This window comes from Yokenella regensburgei (assembly GCF_051486985.1).
Taxonomy (GTDB): Bacteria; Pseudomonadota; Gammaproteobacteria; order Enterobacterales; family Enterobacteriaceae; genus CBFFRJ01.
Window position 1 is genome coordinate 18,398 of record NZ_JAHVDV010000030.1, and the last position, 22,956, is coordinate 41,353.

14 protein-coding genes and 3 tRNA genes are annotated in these 22,956 nt (G+C 54.5%); 4 read left to right on the top strand and 13 right to left on the bottom strand.

The annotated features are described in order from the left end of the window. Positions 1–50: 50 nt before the first annotated feature. Complete coding sequence (mltA, locus tag KXR87_RS18495; RefSeq protein ID WP_437433675.1) at positions 51–1,148, bottom strand: murein transglycosylase A; 1,098 nt, start codon at positions 1,146–1,148, stop codon at positions 51–53. 205 nt (positions 1,149–1,353) lie between these two features. On the opposite strand from mltA, the gene KXR87_RS18500 reads away from it, so the two are divergent. The 3 genes from KXR87_RS18500 to KXR87_RS18510 all read left to right on the top strand — a co-directional run bounded on the left by KXR87_RS18500 (position 1,354) and on the right by KXR87_RS18510 (position 1,673). Next, positions 1,354–1,430 (top strand) — tRNA-Met (locus tag KXR87_RS18500). Positions 1,431–1,475: 45 nt separating this feature from the next. Beyond that, positions 1,476–1,552: transfer RNA gene (locus KXR87_RS18505), tRNA-Met, on the top strand. 44 nt (positions 1,553–1,596) lie between these two features. After that, a tRNA-Met gene (locus KXR87_RS18510) sits at positions 1,597–1,673 on the top strand. 404 nt (positions 1,674–2,077) lie between these two features. Here the strand turns inward: KXR87_RS18510 and amiC are convergent. Further along, positions 2,078–3,331 carry an N-acetylmuramoyl-L-alanine amidase AmiC gene (gene amiC, locus KXR87_RS18515; protein WP_437433676.1) on the bottom strand — a complete coding sequence of 418 codons (1,254 nt, stop codon included), beginning with the start codon at positions 3,329–3,331 and terminating at the stop codon, positions 2,078–2,080. A 231-nt stretch (positions 3,332–3,562) separates the two neighbouring features. Here amiC and argA point away from each other — a divergent pair, with 231 nt between their 5' ends. After that, a complete protein-coding gene (gene argA, locus KXR87_RS18520) occupies positions 3,563–4,894 on the top strand; it encodes an amino-acid N-acetyltransferase (protein ID WP_437433677.1) in 1,332 nt (443 codons plus the stop codon). Positions 4,895–5,071: 177 nt separating this feature from the next. Here the strand turns inward: argA and recD are convergent, their stop codons facing one another. The 11 genes from recD to ptsP all read right to left on the bottom strand — a co-directional run bounded on the left by recD (position 5,072) and on the right by ptsP (position 22,951). Continuing rightward, positions 5,072–6,913 carry an exodeoxyribonuclease V subunit alpha gene (recD, locus tag KXR87_RS18525; protein WP_437433678.1) on the bottom strand — a complete coding sequence of 614 codons (1,842 nt, stop codon included), beginning with the start codon at positions 6,911–6,913 and terminating at the stop codon, positions 5,072–5,074. Then, positions 6,910–10,455, bottom strand: coding sequence for an exodeoxyribonuclease V subunit beta (gene recB / locus KXR87_RS18530; protein WP_437433679.1), 3,546 nt, complete (start codon positions 10,453–10,455; stop codon positions 6,910–6,912). The genes recD and recB overlap by 4 nt, the downstream gene beginning before the upstream one ends. After that, entirely contained in the window at positions 10,452–13,343 is a 2,892-nt protein-coding gene (gene ptrA / locus KXR87_RS18535) for a pitrilysin (protein WP_437433680.1), read from the bottom strand. Before ptrA ends, recB begins: the two co-directional genes overlap by 4 nt. 151 nt (positions 13,344–13,494) lie before the next feature. Further along, positions 13,495–16,866, bottom strand: a complete 3,372-nt coding sequence (gene recC, locus KXR87_RS18540) for an exodeoxyribonuclease V subunit gamma (protein ID WP_437433681.1) — start codon at positions 16,864–16,866, stop codon at positions 13,495–13,497. A 12-nt stretch (positions 16,867–16,878) separates the two neighbouring features. Then, positions 16,879–17,199 carry a prepilin-type N-terminal cleavage/methylation domain-containing protein gene (locus tag KXR87_RS18545; protein ID WP_437433682.1) on the bottom strand — a complete coding sequence of 107 codons (321 nt, stop codon included), beginning with the start codon at positions 17,197–17,199 and terminating at the stop codon, positions 16,879–16,881. Next, positions 17,184–17,591: a DUF2509 family protein gene (locus KXR87_RS18550; RefSeq protein ID WP_437433683.1), complete on the bottom strand. Its 408-nt coding sequence runs from the start codon at positions 17,589–17,591 to the stop codon at positions 17,184–17,186. Before KXR87_RS18550 ends, KXR87_RS18545 begins: the two co-directional genes overlap by 16 nt. Continuing rightward, positions 17,588–18,151, bottom strand: a complete 564-nt coding sequence (locus KXR87_RS18555) for a prepilin peptidase-dependent protein (protein ID WP_437433684.1) — start codon at positions 18,149–18,151, stop codon at positions 17,588–17,590. The genes KXR87_RS18550 and KXR87_RS18555 overlap by 4 nt, the downstream gene beginning before the upstream one ends. Then, positions 18,145–18,606 (bottom strand): prepilin peptidase-dependent protein, encoded by a 462-nt coding sequence (locus KXR87_RS18560; RefSeq protein ID WP_437433685.1) that lies wholly within the window; start codon positions 18,604–18,606, stop codon positions 18,145–18,147. The genes KXR87_RS18555 and KXR87_RS18560 overlap by 7 nt, the downstream gene beginning before the upstream one ends. A 183-nt stretch (positions 18,607–18,789) precedes the next feature. Further along, positions 18,790–19,584: a thymidylate synthase gene (gene thyA, locus KXR87_RS18565; protein ID WP_437433686.1), complete on the bottom strand. Its 795-nt coding sequence runs from the start codon at positions 19,582–19,584 to the stop codon at positions 18,790–18,792. Positions 19,585–19,590: 6 nt separating this feature from the next. Beyond that, a complete protein-coding gene (gene lgt, locus KXR87_RS18570; protein WP_437433687.1) occupies positions 19,591–20,466 on the bottom strand; it encodes a prolipoprotein diacylglyceryl transferase in 876 nt (291 codons plus the stop codon). 238 nt (positions 20,467–20,704) lie between these two features. Then, entirely contained in the window at positions 20,705–22,951 is a 2,247-nt protein-coding gene (ptsP, locus tag KXR87_RS18575) for a phosphoenolpyruvate--protein phosphotransferase (protein ID WP_437433688.1), read from the bottom strand. Positions 22,952–22,956: the final 5 nt, after the last annotated feature.

The following is a 22,956-nucleotide window of genomic DNA, read 5'->3' on the forward strand; positions in this document are numbered from 1 at the left end:
AGGAAAAAACTCTCCCGCCTGAGCGAGAGAGAGTGTGGAGTGTATCACATTCAGCCGCTGAACACGTTGCCGGTGCCTGGTGCGGTTTTCAGCACCCATACACGACCATAATGGTTGTACCACCCCGCACGATGACCGGCATCCGGACCAATGCCCTGATAAATATCAAAGTGTTGCCCTTTGATTGCCCCGCCTACATCAAGGGCGACCATCAGACGTAGTTCATACTGACCGGTAAATTTGCCGTTCACATCCAGCAGCGGGACTTCGGCAAGCAGGGTGGTACCCGCCGGAATAATGCTGCGATCGGACGCCACCGAGGCGCGACCAATCAGCGGCACTGCACTCGCTCCTTTCACCGGTGCATAAGACTGAGGTTTAAAGAAGACGAAGGAGGGGTTTTGCTCCAGCAGCTCGCGGACCTGGGCTTCGCTATGGGTTTCTCCCCAGTGGCGAATAGCCTGCATCGACATGTCTTCTTTCTTCACTTCACCGCGATCGATAAGCACCTTACCGATACTGCGGTACGCATGACCATTCTTCCCGGCGTAGCTAAAGAAGTTCAACGGGCTGCCATCGCCGAAATCGATATAACCACTGCCCTGGACATCCATGATGAAGTTATCCATCAGAGAATTGCTGTAGGCAAGAACATAACTGTCACTCAGACCACCGGCATAAATTTCAGCGCGTGACGGCAAACGCCCGCGTTTAGGCGGCATACGGTAAATAGGGTACTGAAATTCCCCCTGCCGCGTGTGGCGAGCCTGCACCACCGGTGTGTAATAGCCGGTGAACTGGACGTTACCGTAGTTATCTGCCCCTTCCATCTGCCAGGCATCAATGCCGAACTGGCGCATATTACGGGTGTCCCCGCCGGCGCGCAGCCAATCCTGGACCGCGCTGTAAACCGCGCTCTGGCCGGAGTAAAGACGTGGTGATGCACTGCGGATCTGGCTCACTTGCTCAGAGAAATCACCAGCGTTGATTGGCGCGCCAATCGCGTCGGGCTGGTTTACCAGAGAGAAGGGCTGATTAAATTTGCCATCTTTATACTGTTGACCGCGATCGGTCGGTTTTGACGTACAGGCTGCAAGCAGTGCCACCATTGCGCCTGTGAGTAGATATGTTGCCCAACGTCCTTTCATGGTTTCTCATCTTTTAATTAATCCGGAGCGTGATGAAGATAACAAACCACCTCCGCGAATGAAATGCGATTGCGCAACCTGACGCAAATCCGGTACAAAAAACAACCGCATCGTGCTGTTTTTATACAAATATCGCTCAATTACGCCATTCCGTTAAAAAAGGGTTGCATCAGAATGTTAGCGGAGTATAGTGCGCATCCACGGACGCGGGGTGGAGCAGCCTGGTAGCTCGTCGGGCTCATAACCCGAAGGTCGTCAGTTCAAATCTGGCCCCCGCAACCAATTAAAATCAGAAGTAAATTTACTCGATGGAAGAGTAAACGCGGACGCGGGGTGGAGCAGCCTGGTAGCTCGTCGGGCTCATAACCCGAAGGTCGTCAGTTCAAATCTGGCCCCCGCAACCAATTACAATCTGATGCAAGTTTACTCGATAAAGAGTAAAGACGGACGCGGGGTGGAGCAGCCTGGTAGCTCGTCGGGCTCATAACCCGAAGGTCGTCGGTTCAAATCCGGCCCCCGCAACCAATACATTAAACACCTTAACGGGTGTTTTTTTGTTTTTATTCTTCATCCTTCACGCTGCGCCATTGTTGGCTGCCGTCATTTACCCCGGTCACGTACTTTTGTACGCTCCCGGAGATGCATTCCGTTGCCGCCTCGGCGCAACCCGAATGATTCGAATAAAATATTCAGTGTTCATCCTTCACGCTGCGCCAGCGCTGGCTGCCGTCATTTACCCCGGTTACGTACTTTTGTACGCTCCCGGAGATGCATTCCGTTGCCGCCTCGGCGCAACCCGAATGATTCGAATAAAATATTCAGTGTTCATCCTTCACGCTTCGCCAGCCCTGGCTGCCGTCATTTACCCCGGTCACGTACTTTTGTACGCGCCTGGAGATGCATTCAAACAGAGCAACCCGACTAAGGCATTACCCTCTTCTCGCCAGCGTTGCCCCATCGGCAAAATAGGCTTTAATCCCGGCCAGAATAGACTCTGCCACCTCTTGCTGGAATTTTGCCGTCCTGAGCTTGCGCTCCTCTTCAACATTACTGATGAACGCCGTTTCGACGAGGATCGACGGAATATCCGGCGCTTTTAACACCGCAAACCCCGCCTGCTCAACCCGGTTTTTATGCAGGCTGTTAACATTTCCCAACCTGTTGAGCACCGCTTTGCCAAACTTCAGGCTGTCGTTAATCGTAAGCGACTGCACCATATCAAACATCGTATGGTCGAGATATCGATCGCCGCTTTTGCTGACGCCCCCAATTAAGTCCGCGGCGTTCTGCGTCTCTGCCAGATATTTGGCGGCCGTACTGGTGGCCCCTTTTGTTGAGAGGGCAAACACGGAAGATCCATGCGGCTGGCGGCTACTAAACGCATCGGCATGAATAGAAACAAACAGATCCGCACGTTGCTTCTGCGCCTTCGCCACCCGGACCTTGAGCGGAATGAAGACATCTTCATTACGTGTCATATAGGCCTTCATATTGCCCTCTTTCTCGATAAGCGCACGTAAGCGCCGGGCAATCTGCAGCACAACATCCTTTTCGCGGGTCCGGTATTTACCGATAGCGCCAGGATCCTCACCACCATGACCAGGATCCAGCATGATGACAATCGGGCGATCGCGCCCTGCTTTACCGGGCTGCGGGCCACTCTGCGCTGGCGGAACCTGTTTCTCCAGGTCGCCCTGGTTATACTCCTCAAGCAGCGCCAGTAACGGATCCTGAACGTCTTTGGCATTGGCCGGGTAGAGATCCATGACCAGACGCTCTTTGAACCCGGCGACCGGGGCCAGGGCAAAGAGCTGAGGTTTGATATCCTGCTTAAGCTCAAACACCATACGAACGGTTTGTGGGTCAAACTGCCCTACCCGTGCAGATTTAATGAAAGGATCGTCATTACGAATCTGCGCCCCCATTCCTTTCAGAACAGAGTTAAGGTTTACGCCTTCGAGATCCACAACCAGCCGATCGGGATTGCTCAGTGAAAACTGACGATACTGAATGACCCGGTTGGACTCTACTGTTACACGGGTATAGGTAGTCGCAGGCCAGACGCGCACGGCGACCACCTGGCTTACGGCGGCAAGACCGACCTGACTCACGCTTAATAACCACATGGCTCCCGCGCCCTGTATCAATTTGCGGCGACTTAGCGCTTTTTGACTTCCCGACATGCCTCTCCCGAGCAAAAGCAAAATAATGAATGACCGTATAAACGCCAGAATTGACCGAAAACTTTAACGAATGATGCATAAACTGTCATCTATAAAACGGTAAATGAGGGGCTATCCCGCCTTAACGTTTGATAAAGGTCATTAAGCGCTAATGCATTTTTGGCTTGCACAACAGCCAATAAAAGAATAAAAATACACTTTTTACGAATAATCATGCAGTGAGGGTTGGCCGTGGTAAAGGAACGTAAAACCGAACTGGTGCAGGGATTTCGCCACTCTGTCCCCTATATCAATACCCACCGGGGCAAAACCTTTGTCATTATGTTAGGTGGCGAAGCCATCGAACATGAGAATTTTTCCAGTATTGTCAATGACATCGGGTTATTACACAGCCTGGGGATTCGTCTGGTTGTCGTCTATGGCGCACGTCCGCAAATTGACGCCAATCTTGCTGCGCACCAGCACGAGCCGCTTTATCACAAACATATCCGCGTTACGGACGCCAAAACGCTGGAGCTGGTGAAACAGGCTGCCGGGCTTTTGCAACTGGATATCACCGCCCGACTCTCCATGAGTCTGAACAATACGCCACTGCAGGGCGCGCACATTAATGTGGTCAGCGGTAACTTTATCATCGCTCAGCCCCTTGGCGTTGATGATGGCGTGGATTATTGCCATAGCGGGCGCATTCGCCGTATTGATGAAGAGGCGATTCATCGCCAGCTGGACAGCGGCGCGATTGTACTAATGGGGCCGGTTGCCGTCTCTGTTACCGGGGAGAGCTTCAACCTCACCTCCGAAGAGATAGCCACCCAGCTTGCCATTAAACTGAAAGCGGAAAAAATGATTGGCTTTTGCTCATCGCAAGGGGTCTATGATGAAGAGGGGCACATTGTCTCTGAACTGTTCCCGAATGAAGCACAGGCCCGTGTAGAAGCGCTGGAAGAACAAGGCGATTACCATTCAGGGACGGTGCGCTTCCTGCGTGGCGCGATGAAAGCTTGTCGCAGTGGAGTCCGCCGCAGCCATCTGATTAGCTATCAGGAAGACGGTGCACTGCTGCAGGAGCTGTTCTCACGTGACGGTATCGGAACCCAAATCGTCATGGAAAGTGCGGAACAAATCCGCCGCGCCACCATCAACGATATCGGCGGTATTCTTGAACTGATTCGTCCACTGGAACAACAGGGCATCCTGGTTCGTCGTTCCCGCGAGCAACTGGAGATGGAAATTGACAAATTTACCGTCGTTCAGCGCGATAACCTGACAATCGCCTGCGCTGCCCTCTACCCCTTCCCGGAAGAAAAAATCGGTGAAATGGCCTGTGTTGCGGTGCACCCGGATTACCGGAGCTCATCGCGCGGCGAGATATTACTGGAGCGTATTGCCGCTCAGGCTAAGCAGATGGGGCTGACTAAACTCTTTGTTCTGACCACCCGCAGTATTCACTGGTTCCAGGAGCGTGGATTCACGCCGGTCGACATCGACTCGTTGCCGGAAAGCAAAAAAGAGATGTACAACTACCAGCGCCGTTCAAAGGTGCTGATGGCAGACCTGACCTGACAAGCTGCCCCGCCGGGTAAAAATCTTATCCGGCGTTTATCCTCAACTGAACCTGGCCCGAATCCTGCCGCTTTTTAAGTCAGAGAAGGTTAATCAGCGGCCCTGTAAAAGCAGCCGCTGAATTCACGCGGGTTAATTCTCGAGCCTTAACATACTGACCGAATCAAAAGCAGTATCTCAGGTTTCCGGGGATAGCTGAAAAAGAGCATCAAGACCGCTTCGCCGCTCCGTACGGGTGGCGATAGCCTGCGCCAGTACGCGGTCATCCGCATACAGAGAGAGCCGTTTTTTGGCACGGGTGATGGCGGTATAGACCAGTTCCCGTGTGAGCACCGGAACAAACTGCGCCGGCAGGATCAGAGCAGCATGATCGAACTCCGACCCTTGTGATTTATGGACCGTCATCGCCCATGCGGTCTCATGTTCCGGTAAACGGCTCGGCTGCACGGACTTCATCGTCCCATCGGGCATCGGGAACCAGACGCGAAGCCCCTCTCCCTGATTGAGAGCAATGCCAATATCACCATTAAAGAGCCCCAGCGATGAATCATTGCGGGTAATCATCACCGGACGTCCGTGATACCAGTAGCCATGTGCCGGGCGGGAAATGCGTCTCTGGCGCACCAGTGCCATCTCCAGGCGTTCGTTTAATCCACTGACACCGAAGGGGCCCTCCCGCAGGGCACAGAGCAGTTGATACTCACCAAATGCAGTGAGGATTTCCTGAGGACTAACGTCCTTTCTCAGTAACACGAGGTAACGATCATAGCCGGTCAGCGCGTCATCAATCATTACCTGGTACTCTTGCGCAGTCAGCAACCCTTTACGCTCAATGTCAGCGAATGCCTGATTAAGCACGGCATGCGTGGCTGCCTTGTCGCCGCGGTTCACGGCGCCAGCCAGTTGCCCTATGCCGGAGTCACTGCCAAACCGGTAACTTTGTTGCAGCAAACAGAGGCTGTCGCGTAGCGCACGCGCGGCGGTTCCCTCTCCGCTGGGTACCGTAAAACCCGTTATGCGGGAGAGCTCTGCGGCACGTTCAGCAGTAAAACCTGCATTGACCCAGGCGCAGATATCACCCAGTACCGCCCCGGCTTCCACCGACGCAAGCTGGTCGCGATCGCCGAGAAAAATGACGCGTGCATGGGCAGGCAGCGCATCAATCAGACGCGACATCATTGGCAGGTCAATCATTGAGGCCTCGTCCACTACCAGCACGTCCAGATGCAAGGGATTCCCGACATGATGCCGTAAGCGCTGACTGCCGGGCACAGCCCCCAGCAACCGGTGCAGGGTACTGGCTTCGTCCGGCAAGAGGGCCTTTTGTGCTTCTGAGAGCGGTAACTGGCGTAACGCTTTACCGAGCGATTCTGTCAGACGCGCGGCCGCCTTACCGGTCGGTGCCGCCAGTTTGATTCGGCAGCGCTCGCCGTCGGCCATCTGCACCATGGCCGCCAGCAGCCTGGCAACCGTCGTGGTTTTACCCGTCCCCGGCCCACCTGAAATCACTGAAATACGCCGGGTAAGCGCAACCGCCGCCGCGATTTTTTGCCAGTTAATGGCGTCCGTGGCGGGCAAAAAAGCATCCAGCGCTTGCTTGAGGCGATCTTCATTCACCGACAAGGGCTGATTCACCCGGGCAAAGAATTCCGCCACCCGCTGTTCGTTACACCACATGCGGTTCAGATAGAGCCGGTTTCCGGCAAGGATCATTGGCGCGAGGGCCTCCTCTTCGCCCACGGCAGGGGACTTCTGTAGCACATCACGCCAGTTATCCAGATGACCAAGGTGATCGAAAATCGCCTGCATAACGGGGGATGAATGACTTGCGCTACTCTCCTGACTCAGACGTTCCAGCGGCAAACAGACATGCCCTTCCCCCGCGTCACGGCTTAACAGCGCCGCCGCCACCATGACGGCAGGTTGCTCATTACCCGCAACCGTAAAGGCAAACTGCACATCCAGCGGACGTAATAATTTCTGTACTACTGCCTCTTGCAGCAATGTTCGTAACGTCATGACGCCACCTCCTGACATTCACCCGCAAAAAGCGCATCCATTTCGTTGATCAGCGCCGCGTCAGGACGGGTGGTAAAAATGCCCTGTCCCGGCTTACCGGGTTCAACGCCGCGCAGGAAAAGATAGATAACACCGCCGAAATGGTGCTCATAATCATAATTTTCAATGCGATGGCGAAGATAACGGTGCAGCGCAAGGGTATAAAGTTGATATTGCAGGTCGTAGCGGTGCGACTGCATTGCCGCGATCATCGCCTCGCGGGTATATGCTTCGCTGGAGTCTCCCAGCCAGTTGGATTTGTAGTCCAGCAGGTAATAGCGACCGTTGTGGCGAAACACAAGGTCGATAAAGCCTTTGAGCATGCCGCGCACCTCGCGGAAGTCCAGCGGTGGACAGCCCGCCGACAGGGGATCGTAATGCCGAATCAGCGCATCGAGTCGCTCGGCGCGCAGGTTCTGTTCAATGGGGACGTAAAACTCCAGCTCCACCTGCTTGTCTCTGGCGGTGAGCTCGCACAATGCCAGTCCGGTATCGCCCAGAGGCGCATGCAAAACGGCCTCCAGCCAGTCGCTGATGACGGGCTGCCAGTGGGCCTCGAAACCGCCGGCCAGCAGCTTTTCGCTAACCCATTCTGCTGAAATCGCCTGAGTAAAATCGAGATCTTCAAAAAGCCCATGCAGAAAGGTTCCCGGAGAGGCACCGCGCGGAAACTGATGCGCCGTTAACCCGGTTTCAGCCAGCGACTCACGCTCACCTGCAGCATCCACATCCAGCCGCGGGAGAAGATCCTGTGCAATGCCATGAGCGCGCTGCTGCAACCCGGAGTAACTGGTGACGCGCCAGTCATCAGCAACGACGCGTTGCACCTGTCGTGCCTGCAGGGTTAAGGCCCCATTTTCCGGCGTCTCCCAGCGGAGGTTGTCTGGCGTGGCAGGCGTCCGCAGTTCGATATTCTCATTGCAAAGCGCCTCCACCGCCGCGTGAAGTCTACGGGCATCCATCGGTTCACCACGCTGGATAAGACGCCCCAGTGCGCTTAGGTGAAAATCAGTGTCGCCCGTTTTTTCGCCCCGGCCGCGAAACAAGGGTGCAATACCCAGGCTGCAGTGCCAGACCGAACGGGTTAAGGCAACGTAAAGCAGACGCAGGTCTTCCGCCAGCCGTTCTGTTTCAGCCAGCGCCAGGCTTTCTTCATCTCCGCTGAGGTCAAGCACCGACGCGTAAGTGGTCCTGTCGTGATAGAAGGCCTGATCCTGGACGCGGAAATTGGCAATAAACGGCAGCCAGACCACCGGATACTCCAGACCTTTCGATTTATGGATGGTGACGATTTTCACCAGATGCTTATCGCTTTCCAGCCGCAACTGCTCGCTGGCGGCGTTGGTATCCGGCTCTGCAATATGCTGCGCCAACCAGCGCACCAGCGCATGTTCGCTTTCCGCCTGCGTCCCGGCCTCCTGTAACAGCTCACTGAGGTGCAAAATGTCAGTCAACCGACGCTCTCCCCCCGCTGTCGCCAGAAGGTTTTCTGCGATATGGCGTGCACTCATCAGTGCATGCAGCATCGGCATCACGCCCCGCTTTTGCCACAGCTCGCGCCATCGGGCAAACTCTTCTACCACCGCATCCCAGGCCGTTTCGTCGTTGTTTAGCATCTCGATGTCAAGCGCACTCAGACCCAGCATCGAGGTTGCCAGTGCGCTACGCAGCGTGTTTTCACGCTCGGGCGCCAGTATCGCCTGCAGGAGCCATAACATCTCCTGGGCTTCCGGCGTTTCAAAAACACTGTCGCGGTTAGAGAGGTATACGGAGGGGATGTTCAGCAGCCCCAGCGCATCGCGTATAAGCGAGGCTTCATGGCGACTACGGACTAATACGGTGATGTCTGATGCCCTTAACGGGCGCGATTTATCTCCGTCAAGAAGTTGCGCGTCGCCTGCCTGGCCGGCAATCAGCCAGTCACGGATCTGCGCCGCACAGTGCCCAGCCATGAGTGACTGATAGTCAGCAACCCCGACGCCTTCGCCCTCCATCAGCCACATGGACATCGCCGGATGAGGCTTGCCGTTGACCACAAAGCGCAGTGACTGATTTCTGGCCGCCGACTTCACCGGCTGAAAAGGAATTTGCCGGAACATAAAAGCGTCATCAATCTGGCTGAAGATACGGTTTACGCTCTCAACCATGCCCGGCGCTGAACGCCAGTTTGTATCCAGCGTGTAGTGCGCCGTGACTTCTCCACGCGCTTTCATATAGGTAAAAATATCCGCGCCGCGAAACGCATAAATAGCCTGTTTAGGATCGCCAATCAGCAAAAGCGCACCGTCCGGCTGGTTATGCCATATGCGCCGGAAAATACGGTACTGCTGCGGGTCCGTATCCTGAAACTCATCGATCATTGCGACCGGAAAACGTGTGCGAATCGCCGTTGCCAGCGCATCGCCGTTGGCGCTTTGCAATGCGCTGTCCAGCCGTCCCAGCATATCGTCAAAACCTAACTGACCACGACGGCGTTTTTCCCGCGCAATCGTCTCACGGATTTCACGCATGGCGCGGGTTAGCATCAGATCTTTCAGGGTCAATGGCGCGGCGAGCAGTGCCTCGATAGCGTCAAACACCGGGTGTTCAGGCGCAACCGTACCTGGCTTTGTGCGTTCGCGCAGAAACGACTGCGCAAACTTTTCCAGCGGCTCCGGCAACTGGTAACTCAGCGTCTCCTCTTCGGCCCAGGCGCTGATCTTTGCTATCCACCGCGCCTGGTTTGCCCGATTGAATTTCTGCCGCATAATGCCTGAGCCCTCAATAAGGGGGTCCAGTTCTGCCACTGAGGCAAGCCAAAGCTGCTTAACGTTATTGATATGCTCAAGGATTTTCTGGTGACGACTTTGCAGGGTCTCATCGTCAGGTGGCGCGGATTTAATTTTCGGCGCTTCACCCTGTAAATAGCGATCGATAGCCTTTAATAGCTCATGCGGTCCCTTCCAGGAGGCGTGAACAACCTGAGCGAGATCGCGCGGTAACGGATAACAGTGGCGACGCCAGAAGTCTGCACACGCCTGATAACGCAGAAGCGACTCATCCTCAATCAGCTGCTGTTCGAACAACATTCCTGATTCAAAGGCATTAAGGCTGAGCATACGCTGGCAGAAACCGTGAATGGTAAAGACCGCGGCTTCGTCCATCTGGCGTTCAGCAAGCATAAGCAACTCAGCGGCTTGCGAAGTGTCGTCGATCTCTGCAAGCAGACCTGCATAAAGCGGGTTATCGGACGCGCCTCGCAGGCAGGCGATGCGTAAGTCATGAATATTGCTACGAATACGTCCGCGCAATTCAGCGGTGGCCGCCTCGGTAAAGGTGACCACCAGAAGTTCTTCAACATTCAGTGGCCTCGGCCAGGCAGATGCCCCGCCGAGGCCGAGTAATAACCGCAGATAAAGGGCGGCAATGGTGAAGGTTTTACCGGTGCCCGCAGAGGCTTCAATCAGTCGCTCACCGGTTAGCGGCAGGCGCAGGGGATCCAGTGGCTCAGCGGTTTCACTCATTTTTCTCGCTCATCAGGAACTAAAGGTAAGGACTGTTGTAACGAGCTGACGTTTTCCCATACTTTCCAGCCATCAGGATGGACGTACTCCGCTTTCCCGCTCTGGCTTCCTGAAATCTGAGACAAGATAGCCATCCCCTGCGGCTCAACCACCGCCTGGTGGAAAAAGTCGGCAAGTTTTTGCGGCGTCAGCTGTTTTATCTGAGCGACTACTTTATCACGTGAATCAAAGCGCATATTACCGCGATCGAAATCTTTGCTGAGCTTCGAGGCTTCCTCACCCAGGGTCTGCGGCGCTTGTTCAATCTGGGCGATTACCCCCTGCTGTACCTGGGCAAACTCTTCAGGTTTCAGGTTACGTAATTTCGCCTCAGCCGTCGGGAAGAAGGCTTTATAACGTTCCCATAAGTAGGCTGGCTGCTTTTCATTGCTTTGTAGCAAGAAGCCCATCCCCCACTGCCGACCAACGCTCATCGGGAAAGCAAAAACCGCATAACCCAGTTGCTCTTCCGTGCGCAGCTGGTTGTAGAACCACGGCTGGACTATCTGCCCCAGCATTGCGCTGTACGCTGTACTTGTAAACTCATCGTACCCTTTTGGAACAAAGATCGCGGCCAGCGCGGAGTCCGTGCTGTTGCCCGCTTTTTCGAAGATGACCGACTGCTGTTTGTCCACCAGCACGTCTTTATTGCGACACCACTCAGTGCCATTCGCCCCCAAACTTTGCTGAACGCGATGGGCGAGATCTTTTGCCTGCTGTTCCGTCAGATTCCCCACCACGAGGAACTCCGGGCGCGCGTTGGCCTTCAAAGCGTCACGGTAGCTCAGCACATCATTCAGGCTGATAGACGGCAGCAGCGCCCGACGCTCTTCACGCTGGAAATAGGGCACTTGTGAGAGCATCTGAACAGGCATGATTGCCTGATCGAACGCTTTGCCTTTTTCAGCCGAATCCATCATTTGTGCATACCATGACTTCGCCTGCTCAAGCTGCTCTGCGGTAGGGGTATAGCTGAAATAACCGTCGAGTAACGCCTGGAAAAGCTGTGGTAACCGCTGGGTATAACCATTTGCATTAAGCATCAGGCCATTGTTTGCATTGGTAGAGAAGCTTATCCCTCCCACGGCGGCCTGGTTACTTAACTGATCCAGCGCAATGCCCGCAAGGTAATCATTCAGGGCGAACATTACCTGGTTTTTTGCGCTGTCCATCGCCTGCGGATTACGCAAAACGACGCTTACATCTGCCTTCGGCTCGCTGGCAAAGAAACGACTTGGGCTATAAACCACACGCAAATTCGGTTCGTCCACAATAAGCGCCGGATGCTTATCATTTTTTTCAGGCTTGATGAGGGTGAAATCATCAGGAATGTAAGGGTTGAGCTGAGGCGTTTGCAGGGTGATGGCATCGGCCTGCTTTTGCCAGTCAGCAAACGTCTTCGCAGAGATTTTATCAACCTGGTAGGGCGCATTGACGAAGTAGGCTGTTTTGTTGTGCGGTTCGTCAGGGCTGATATACCAGATTCGCGCATTTTCTGGCGTCATCTCATCAAGACGGGCCTGAATAGCTTTCGGGTCATACCGATCGGCAATATTAACCGAATCCAGAGTATGGGCGACCGGTACGCGAATCATGGTATCCGCCAGCCATTCGACATAGCCCATATCGCGGGTGATAGAAGGGTAGCGGAAATCCAGATCCAGGATGTGCGCCAGCTCATCAAAGTACCGTTTGTCGACGCCTTTATCACGCAGCATAGTGAGATAGCTGAAAATCGCGGCGACAACCGTATCACGGTTAGCCAGCCCTTTATCCGTCAACGTGACCGAGATGGCCAGCACGCCACTGTTACCATTGACGACAGGGTCGGAGTCGCCTCTTATCCCTTCAGCCAGCCCCTGTTTTTGCAGCCAGTCAGAGAGCGTACCTGGGCTGCGATTGCCCACAAGATAGGTGATAAGTTCATCCGTTTTACTGCGAAACTGTGCGGTATTGTTATCAATACGGAACTCCACACGCACCACTTTGCGAGGGACTGCGGGGACGTAGTGAATGATGACGCCTTTTTGCGCATCGGTCACCACCGGCACATCAATCTCAGGGCGCGTGATGTGCTTATCAGGAACGCGCCCCCAGGTTTTAGCGGCAATTTTTGCCAGTTCAGGTAGCGGGCGATTACTGTAAATGACCGCCTTCATCAGGTTGGCGGAGTAATATTTATCGCGAAAGGCGAGCAAGGCGTCATGCACCGGGTTGCCTGGCTTATCGCTGAGGGTTTCCAGATTGCCGCCCGAGAATTTCGACCCCGGGTGTGCCGGATTAATGGTCTCCGCGCTGACTTGCGCCATACGCATGCCGTCACGCGTGCGGGCCATCGTCAGTTCGGCATTCACCGCATTACGTTCACGATCGGCATATTTTTTTTGCAGCAGCGGTTCAGCAATTGCATCAGCGAGACGATCGACCGCCCCTTCAAGGGCATTGTTTTCCACTTCAAGGTAATAGGCGGTGCGATAGGGCGCCGTACTGGCATTATGGCTACCGCCGTGAAGCTTGAGGTATTCCGCCAGGCTGTCCGGGGAGGGGTATTTTTTTGAGCCCATCAGGGTCATGTGCTCCAGATAATGAGCAAGCCCCTGGTGAGAATCCGGATCCTGAAGAGAACCTACAGGCACCACCATCGCACAGAGCGATTTTACCGCTTGCGGATCGGATACCAGCAGCACAACCATGCCGTTATCCAGCCGCACGGCCTGGTACTGGCGCGTATCTTTATCGCTCTTGCGGATAGTTTCCTGAACAGGCTGCCAGCCTTTATCTGCCTGACTGTATGACGCCCAGAGGGCAAAAATTACAACAAATGCATTTAACCAGGTGCTGCGGGGCATTCACGAACCTCATCATTAACTATCCCGTTGATTTTCCTGACCATGAAAATCGCGGGGTGAAACCTGTGTTGGCTAAACCGCCAACCGCTGGGTAAATCAGTCCGTGACCCAATGCGCATAATCCGGAAGCTGATCTGCGGTTTTAAGACCGTCAATCCGGCTGATTGAAACGGTAAATCGGCAGCAGATAGCGCTGCGAAAGCTCAGTGATTTGCACGAAATGTTCCGGTGTCAGGGTTCGCCACAAACGTTGATACCAGACATCCTCACCCTCCCCTCGCGCGACCATATTACCTTCGAAGGCCTGCAAAAATTTGCTTTGCGCTTTCTGTAGCGTTGCTTCGTCCCTTAACATGGCATCATTTGCTGCGTCATAACAGGCTTTTATCCAGGCTCCACCACTTTCTGGTAGCAGCAACAGCGGTTTTGCCATCCCTTCGCGGTAACCGTCAATCATTAACGCCAGATGCTCTGATGCGACTTCAGGCGCCAGTACGGGGAAGCGCCACTGACCATTTTTGCGCACCAGGATACGGCTCTCGCCAGCACCACCGCTGGCACAGTAGACAAGATGTTCCAGCCAAAGTTGCAGCCCCTGCGTCACACTCGGCATTGAAGGTCGCCAGCGCAGCAGCCCATCGGGCTGCACATGCGGTAACCATCCGGTCAGATGGACCCCGCCGCAGTGCAAATCAATTTCCATCGTGGTTCCCGGCTGGCGCTGTGCTATCACACGGTCGGCCAGCTCCTGCATTTCATCCTGCTGCGTCTCCCAGAGTATTTCGCCAAAGGCGCCATAAGGGAGCGCCCCGGCCGCCCGATAGCGGCGAAACAGTTTCTCTGCGTCCTGTTCTTCTACCAGTGCGTTCAGTAATTCCTGGTTGAGCTGATAGCGGCTTAGTCCATCGAGAATAAAGGGTTCAGCGTCGGGGATGTCACTCTCTTCCGAACGGAAACTGACCCGCAGACGCATCTGAAAGAATGCGCGTACCGGGTGGCCCCAAAACCGTAAAAGCTGATCAAAGTTGAGCGTGTCTATCGGGACCGGGCTGAGCTGCTGTATAAATTCCGGATGTGGCTCACCGGACTGGCTCGCAGCGGGCAACCAGTCACGCGCATAGCTTTGCCACTCCCCTGCCTGGAAGTTTGCGGCGTCAAAAGGCATACGGGGATGCAAATGACAGATATGCGCTTTGACACGCTTTTCGCTCTCGTCGCAGTTGAGCACTTCATCGCCGGGCAGGTGATGACTTTGACCAATGTAATCAAGTAGCTCTTGTACCAGCACGGAAGGAAAACGCTCGGCATTATCCTGAATCGACCGGCCAATAAAACTGATATAGAGCGTTTGTTGCGCCGACAACAGCGCCTCAAGAAAGAGATAGCGGTCATCATCCCGACGGCTACGATCGCCCCGCTGCGCCTGGTGGCTCATAAGATCAAAGCCCAATGGAGCCAGTGCTCTCGGGTAAATGCCATCATTCATCCCCAGCAGACAAACCACTTTAAAAGGAATGGATCGCATTGGCATCAGGGTACATATATTTACCGGCCCGGCCAGAAAACGCTGACTGATACGTTCCTGATCCAGCCGCTGGGCCAGCTCATCACGCAATACGGAGAGAGGGATCTCTTCGCCGTACGAGGCTTCAACACCCTGGGCAATGATGGCCTGCCACTGTTGTTCGATGAGTGCCAGCGCCGCTTCGGTCTCCTGATCGGGCAGGAAAAAGTCGTTGAGCATTTCACGGCATACCGGTAGCCACTCTTCAAGAGGACGCTCCTGAGCAAGCCCCAGGCGCCATGTCTTCAACTGCATTAACAGTGACGCAAGGTGCCCTACCAGTTCGGCGATGAGTCCGCTGGATTCATCGTAGGGAAGGATGGACTGCCACTCTCCCTGCCGACTTTCCATAGCATAACCCAGCAGCATTCGAGTCAGACCAAACTGCCAGGTGTGTTGCCCGGTCGGCGGCAGCTCGAATTCACGCACGTTGTCATCATCTATGCCCCAACGAATGCCGGACTCATTAACCCACTGACGGAGATAACCCAGTCCCTCTTCAGTGATATTAAAGCGCGCCGCCAGGACAGGCACATCAAGCAACGCCAGCACATCCTCCGACACAAACCGGCTGTCAGGCAAAGAAAGTAGGTTGATGAATGCTTCCAGAGCAGGATGAGCCTGACGAGCCCGGCGGTCAGAAATGGCGTAAGGCAGATAACGCTCGCCCGTCGCGCTGCCAAATACGGCCTGAATGTAAGGGCTGTAACTGTCGATGTCGGCGACCATCACCACGATATCGCGCGGAGTCAGCTGCGGATCTTCTTCCAGCATCGCGAGCAGACGATCATGTAACACCTCCACTTCACGCTGAGGGCTATGGCAAACATGCACGGTCACACTGCGATCGTCAGGATCCAACCTGCGCTTTTTGTCACTACGCGCAAACTCCTGGGCATCCACTCCCGCTACCGCACTGTTTTTAAGCTCCAGCATGTCGTGTTGCAGGTTGCGCAGCAGCAGGCCAGGCGTTGTCTCAACAAAAGCATCAAACTCTTCAAACTCCTCCAGACCTGCAAGCAGATAGACATAGTCACGGCCTAGCTTTCCCCAGGATGCAAGCAAAGGGTTAGGAAGATGTTGTTCGCCCTCACTGTTGAACAAGCCAGCCGTTGCCTCGGAATGACGAAACAGCGGTAAGCGCCTCTGTTCTCCCAAACGCTGGCGGTGGCGGGTCATTAATTTTGCCAGGAAGGCCGGATCTTTAATATCTCCCCAGTATTCCCGGCAGGGATTCGTAAAGAGCACATGCACATCGACATGTTTTCCCAGCGCCTGGAGAGCCTGCAAATAGACCGGCGGAAGCGCCGAAATACCGCAGATAAAAACCCGTGAAGGGAGGCCGGCTGGCCGCGCTTTAGCGGTTTCGAGTTTATGAATAAAACGCTGATACAAGTTTGCACGATGCCAGTGTGGCTGCCCCAGGGCCGCCGTGTGCTCAACCAGTGCACGCCACAGAGGGGCCTGCCAGCGCTGTGCCTCATTGAGTCCGTCGATAAGTTCACCCGACTCCCAGCGTGTCAGCCAGTGCGGGCGATAGACAAGATACTGGTCAAAGAGATCGGCTACGCGGGAGGAGAGCTGAAAAAGCTTACGTTTATCATCATCATCGTTGAGATAGTGGCGCAGCATGGCAAAGTCCTCGCCCTCCAGCATTCCCGGCAGCAGCGACATGAGCTTCCAGCTCATGCTCTGCTTGGTGAACGCACTCTCTTTTGGGATGTCAGGTAAAACGCGCACAAACATATCCCAGATAAAACTGGCCGGGAGAGGAAATTCGATATTGGCGGCAATACCGAATTTTTTTGCCAGCGTCATTTGTAGCCATTGCGCCATACCGGTGCTCTGCACAAGGATGACCTCTGGTTCAAAAGGATCGTCCAGCCTGTCATTTTCAACGATGTACTCCATCAGTGCTTCCAGCACATCCAAATGGTTGGAGTGATAAACCCTTAGCATACGTACTCCTGACTACTGACCGGACGGGCAATGCAGTCTGGTCATCTGCCCTTTTCTGCCTGACGGCGAAACAATAATGGCGTTGATGCTGACACATCCTGCGTCGCTTGTCTGCAACCGCTGCACCTGCCATCCCGGCGGCAAAACCTGGGTTTCCGCTTGCGTTTGTAGCCATGCGTAACGCCATAACGTGCGGTATTGACTCCAGAGCGCAAAGTCCGAAGCCAGAGTTCGTTGAAAGCCGCTAAGGGCGGTAACGATCATGACCAGTAACACCATAGCTATCAGGACTTCAGGCAGGCTGAACCCCTTTTCTTTCATGGCAGTTCGCATAAGGCAGTCTCTTTAAGGGGGCAGAAATCGCTCCAGCCATGAGCGGAAAACAGCACCTTGTTTTTTTCAATGCGCCCCCCTCGCCACAATCGCTGCTCAGCGCTACCTGCTATCAATAAGACACGATTTTCCTCAAGGATACGCAGGCAAACCCGCAGGGAGGTGCCTCGCTGTTCCAGGCATTGTACTGCGGGTTTCGCATCCCACTGCTGCATCCGTCCCCACTCCAGCGCAGACTGCACACTGGCATAGTGCTGCAGGCTTAAACTCTCAGTGGTGACACGCTGAATATGGGTGACACGCTGCTGATTCAAGCCATTCAGCAGCAGGCTGCCAAGAAGTAAAATGAGCAGCACCAGTGCAAGTGAGGACATTCCTCGCTGGCGGTTCATAAGTTAAAACCCGTCACGCTAAAAGTCGCGTTAACTACGCGTGTGGCCTGTCCCTTAACCCTTCCACTCAGACTGAGACTGAATACGGGGTGAAAACCGGGTACTTGCTGCCTTCTGATAAAGAAACCGTCGATGGTTACCACTGCCGGATCGGTCATTTTGTCCCAGCCTTTACCCTCGCAGGACGTTGCCCCCCGAAGCGTTTCCAGTACGCCGCTTTGCAGGCGAAACCCTGTTTGATCGGCATCACTTGCTGGCGTGGTTTCCCAGCGTCCGTTACTGTTTGCATCCCATTGCACTATCACACATTCTCCTGAGCGCCCTATTATTACCGGCTGGCCTGCACAGCTGCCGTTACAGTACCCGGCACGCTGAAGATGCCGCGCTACGGTATAAATACGTTGCCAGAGTTCATCTTCCAGCATTTGAGCACGGGTTTGTTGCAAGACCCCAAGCTGCACTGCAGGCAGGAAACGGGCCGCTGCGAGTAATAAGACACTGCCGATCGCCATTGCCAGTAGCGTCTCCAGTAACGAAAAGCCGTTTTGTTTCGCTAACATACGTCTTCCGATGATGACTGACACATCCTGATTCTCCCCCACCCTGAAACCACTATGCGCCACTCCCCTGCCCCGTTTTTAATGCGGATATGCCCACCCCATGCCGTGTTGCGTAAACCATAAAATCCTAACGATGGTGTTATCTCTACCAATGCAACCTCAGGCCAGGCCGGGCGTAAGGTATAGCGTGAACCCGCCTGACACTGTGCCGTTAAATGGGTATGCAAACACCAGCTTGCGCCATCGCGTGACGCCGCGAGCAACTGCTCACGCGAGTGCCAGTTCGCATCATCACGCAACATTTCCAGAAACTGCCGCACCTGAACCGCGGTTTGCCATAGCCGCTGCTGCGCCTGCCAGTAACGCCAGCCAGAGAGCCCCGCCCCACTGAGAATGGCGATCAACGCGACCGCCACCATTGTTTCTATTAGGGTAAATCCGCATTCTCGTTTCATGTCCGCACTCTGCCGCCAGCGATATTTATTTTCGAGCAGAGTTTGTGGAATTTACGAGACGCGCCGGAGATGGGTGACGGTTTTGCAGGGCGTTGCAACGCAGCCGGAAAGCGGGTCGGAAAAGGAGAAACAGATAAAAAAAAACCGGCACCCGAAGGTACCGGTTATGAGATGCTCACCGGGTCAGATAGCTACCGGAGCCTTGATGGCAGGATGCGGATCGTAACCTTCTATTTCGAAATCTTCAAAACGATAGTCGAACAACGAATCAGGTTTACGTTTGATAACCAACGTCGGCAGGGCACGTGGTTCACGACTTAACTGCAGATGCGTTTGTTCAAGGTGATTGCTGTACAAGTGGGTATCGCCACCTGTCCAGACAAAATCCCCAACGTCCAGATCGCACTGCTGCGCCATCATATGCACCAGCAACGCGTAGCTGGCAATGTTGAAAGGCAGACCGAGGAATACGTCACAGGAGCGCTGGTAGAGCTGGCAGGAAAGTTTTCCATCTGCAACATAGAACTGGAAGAAGGCGTGGCACGGGGCAAGGGCCATTTTATCCAGTTCACCGACGTTCCAGGCTGAAACAATAATCCGGCGAGAGTCCGGGTCATTTTTGATCTGATTGATAACCGTGCTTATCTGGTCGATATGACGGCCATCAGGCGTAGGCCAGGCGCGCCACTGTTTGCCATAGACCGGACCCAGATCACCGTGTTCGTCAGCCCATTCGTCCCAGATGGTGACCTTGTTCTCTTTCAGGTACGCCGTGTTGGTGTCGCCCTGCAAAAACCACAACAGCTCATGAATAATTGAGCGTAAATGGCAGCGCTTGGTTGTCACCAGCGGAAAGCCATCCTGCAGGTTAAAACGCATCTGATGACCAAAAATAGAGATCGTGCCGGTCCCTGTACGGTCGTTTTTCGGGGTGCCCTCATCGAGCACCTTTTGCATCAGTTCTAAATACTGTTTCATGGTTCCTCAGGAAACGTGTTGCGGCGCACGACGACGATACGCCCAGACCATCATGGCAATGCCCGCGACGATCATCGGGATGGACAGAATTTGACCCATACTGATGTACTGCACCCAGGTGCCAGTAAACTGCGCATCCGGCTGGCGGAAGAATTCAACGATGATACGAAACGCGCCATAACCGATCAGGAACAGGCCCGACACCGCGCCCATAGGACGTGGTTTGCGAATGTAGAGATTGAGGATGATAAACAGCACAACCCCTTCCAGCGCCAGCTCGTACAACTGAGACATATGGCGCGGCAGTACGCCGTAGGTATCGAAAATCGACTGCCACTCAGGGTGAGAAGGCAGCAAAGCCATATCTTCAGCGCGTGAGCCCGGGAAGAGCATCGCCAGCGGGAAATTAGGATCCACGCGTCCCCACAGCTCGCCATTGATAAAGTTGCCTAAACGACCGGCACCCAGACCAAACGGAATTAATGGGGCGATGAAATCAGCCACCTGGAAGAAGTGACGTTTCGTGCGTTTAGCGAAGACCAGCATCACTACAATCACGCCGAGCAGGCCGCCATGGAATGACATGCCACCGTCCCATACACGGAACAGATAGAGCGGATCGCTCAGGAAGACTGGGAAATTGTAGAACAGAACGTAGCCGATACGTCCGCCGAGGAAGACCCCGAGGAAACCGGCATAGAGCAGATTCTCTACTTCATTTTTGGTCCAGCCACTGTCAGGGCGACCTGCGCGACGGGTGGCAAGCCACATGGCAAAAATAAACCCAACCAGGTACATCATGCCGTACCAGTGTAGCGAAACGGGTCCAAGGGAGAAAATCACCGGGTCAAAGTCCGGGAAACGCAGATAGCCACTATTCATCTGTCACCACAACTTGTTGTTATTCCGCCGAAAGTGGACAGCGGTATAGATACGCGTCCAGGATAGGGGACGCTCCAAAGTCGCGAATAATAGCATATTGCTTGCAGGCAGGATGCGGCGAAGTTGTAAAAGATATGTATACCGATAATCCGTTACACCACAGGTATCTTGGATGCCTGCAATCGGGAGGGTTCAGAATCGACGATGGCGTTTCGCACCGTTGCCGGGGGGGTATCGCCTACAGCCCACCGCGAATCAGCCCACCCAGACCCCGCCGCTCCATAAACGCAGCAATCTGGTGACGAACTTCGGTGGCCAGTTGTGCGTCAAGCGCACGGTTAGCCAGCGTCTGCGCTTCAGTGAAGTCAATGCGGCGCAGCAGGTATTTAATACGCGCCACCGAGCGACCATTCATCGACAGATGATTAAAGCCAAGCCCAATCAGGATCGCGACACACATCGGGTCGCCGGCCATCTCACCGCATAAGCAAAGCTCAATGCCAAGGCGGTCCGTCTCTTTGGCAATCATGGCCAGCGCGCGCAAAACCGCCGGGTTCAGGCTGTCGTACATATTTGCTACGTGGGTATTATTGCGATCCACCGCCAGAATGTACTGGGTAAGGTCGTTGGTGCCAATTGAGATAAAATCGACCCGATTCACCAGATGCGAAATCATAAAGACCATCGAAGGGACTTCGAGCATCACACCGATCCGCGGTTTCGGGATCGCATAGCCTATCATCTCTTCCACTTCGCGGCCGGCCCGTTCTATTAACCGTCGCGCCTCATCCACCTCGTCAATATTGGTAATCATCGGCAATAAGATGCTGAGATTGCCGCTGGCAGCATTAGCGCGCAGCATGGCACGAACCTGGACGAGAAAGATCTCCGGTTGATCGAGCGTAATACGGATGCCACGCCAGCCAAGACACGGGTTTTCCTCGCTGATGGGCATGTAAGGCAGCTGCTTATCCGCACCAATATCCAGCGTTCGCAACGTGACGGATTTATCGTTGAACATCTGCAACATGCCCTGATATTGCGCCACCTGCTCCTCTTCAGAGGGGAAGCCGCTTTGCAACATAAAAGGGATTTCGGTGCGGTAAAGTCCAATGCCGTCAACGCGGCTGCCAAGTTTTTCCTCATGCTCAGGGCTCAACCCCGCATTAAGCATCACCTTAATGCGTTCGCCGCTTTTCAGGTGGGCGGCACGATTTACATCATCTTCTGCCAGCCGGGTTAACTCATTCTCTTCGGTAATGAGACGCTGGTATTCCTGCAGCAGGACGGGTTCAGGATCGACAAGTAACTCCCCCCGATAACCGTCCACCACCAGCGTTCTGCGATGAAGGACCGAGGGCTGGATATCCGCACCCATGACCGTTGGAATGCCCAGCGCACGCACCATAATGGCTGCGTGTGAGTTGGCCGCACCGTCGCGTACCACGACACCTGCAAGCCTGTCGTGCGGTAATTCTGCCAGCGTGGTGGCCGACAGTTCATCTGCCACCAGCACAAAACGCTCAGGCCAGGTATTTGGGCTCTGAATGTTGTCATCAAGATGGAAGAGCAGGCGCTGGCCCAGCGTGCGTAAGTCACCGGAACGTTCTTTCAGGTAGCCATCGCTGAGGGAGGCAAACTGTTCGGCAAACTTCTCAATCACGGTCTTCACCGCCCATTCTGCCACCAGGCCTTTATCGACTTCGGCAAAGAGTTCGCGACGCAGACGTGCATCGGACAGCAGATGCGAATAAAGATCGAAGATGGCGGCAGTCTCTTTTTGCGCCCCCGCGGAAAAACGTTTGCTGTAGCGACGAAATTCACTCGCCGCCTCTTCCAGGGCGCTGGTCAGTCGTTCACGTTCCAGCGTCGTATTGAGCGTCGACGCTTCGTAAACCTGCTCCATCAGTGGCAGGGTTTCATCCATCCACCCTTGTGCAATCGCAACACCCGACGAGGCCGGCAGCGCACGAATTCGCGTCTGACGATACTGACCAAACAGGGCGTTTAACTGGGACTGCGAAAGGATTGCCGCCATTTGCGTGGCGAGCGTAACAAGAAAAGACTCTTCACTTTCGTCGAACTGACGCAGCTCACGCTGCTGGACGACCAACACGCCAAGCAGCTGGCGACGCTGAATGATAGGCACCCCAAGAAACGCGCGAAAGCGCTCTTCTTTTACGGCGGGGATGAATTTAAAACTGGGATGCTTTTGCGCATCAGCCAGGTTGATAGGCTCAGCGAGCCTGCCAACCAGACCGACAATACCCTGATCGAATGCGAGTGTGACCGTGCGCCCGCGCGGCTTTTTTAAACCGCGCGTTGCCATCAGGTAATAACAGCGTCTGTCATGGTCAGCGAGGTAAACAGAACACACCTCGGTGTCCATCGCATGACAAATATCTGTGACCAGAATTTCCAGCGCTTCGTTTAAACGCGGTGCGCTGGCGACTTTCTCAACGATCTCTCGCAGTCGGGTGAGCATAATGT

What these genes read in the sequence shown, in the direction of transcription:
- mltA (WP_437433675.1), bottom strand. Translation starts at nt 1,148, where the DNA reads ATGAAAGGACGTTGGGCAACATATCTACTCACAGGCGCAATGGTGGCA.
- amiC (WP_437433676.1), bottom strand. Translation starts at nt 3,331, where the DNA reads ATGTCGGGAAGTCAAAAAGCGCTAAGTCGCCGCAAATTGATACAGGGC.
- recD (WP_437433678.1), bottom strand. Translation starts at nt 6,913, where the DNA reads ATGACGTTACGAACATTGCTGCAAGAGGCAGTAGTACAGAAATTATTA.
- recB (WP_437433679.1), bottom strand. Translation starts at nt 10,455, where the DNA reads ATGAGTGAAACCGCTGAGCCACTGGATCCCCTGCGCCTGCCGCTAACC.
- ptrA (WP_437433680.1), bottom strand. Translation starts at nt 13,343, where the DNA reads ATGCCCCGCAGCACCTGGTTAAATGCATTTGTTGTAATTTTTGCCCTC.
- recC (WP_437433681.1), bottom strand. Translation starts at nt 16,866, where the DNA reads ATGCTAAGGGTTTATCACTCCAACCATTTGGATGTGCTGGAAGCACTG.
- KXR87_RS18545 (WP_437433682.1), bottom strand. Translation starts at nt 17,199, where the DNA reads ATGCGAACTGCCATGAAAGAAAAGGGGTTCAGCCTGCCTGAAGTCCTG.
- KXR87_RS18550 (WP_437433683.1), bottom strand. Translation starts at nt 17,591, where the DNA reads ATGAACCGCCAGCGAGGAATGTCCTCACTTGCACTGGTGCTGCTCATT.
- KXR87_RS18555 (WP_437433684.1), bottom strand. Translation starts at nt 18,151, where the DNA reads ATGTTAGCGAAACAAAACGGCTTTTCGTTACTGGAGACGCTACTGGCA.
- KXR87_RS18560 (WP_437433685.1), bottom strand. Translation starts at nt 18,606, where the DNA reads ATGAAACGAGAATGCGGATTTACCCTAATAGAAACAATGGTGGCGGTC.
- thyA (WP_437433686.1), bottom strand. Translation starts at nt 19,584, where the DNA reads ATGAAACAGTATTTAGAACTGATGCAAAAGGTGCTCGATGAGGGCACC.
- lgt (WP_437433687.1), bottom strand. Translation starts at nt 20,466, where the DNA reads ATGAATAGTGGCTATCTGCGTTTCCCGGACTTTGACCCGGTGATTTTC.
- ptsP (WP_437433688.1), bottom strand. Translation starts at nt 22,951, where the DNA reads ATGCTCACCCGACTGCGAGAGATCGTTGAGAAAGTCGCCAGCGCACCG.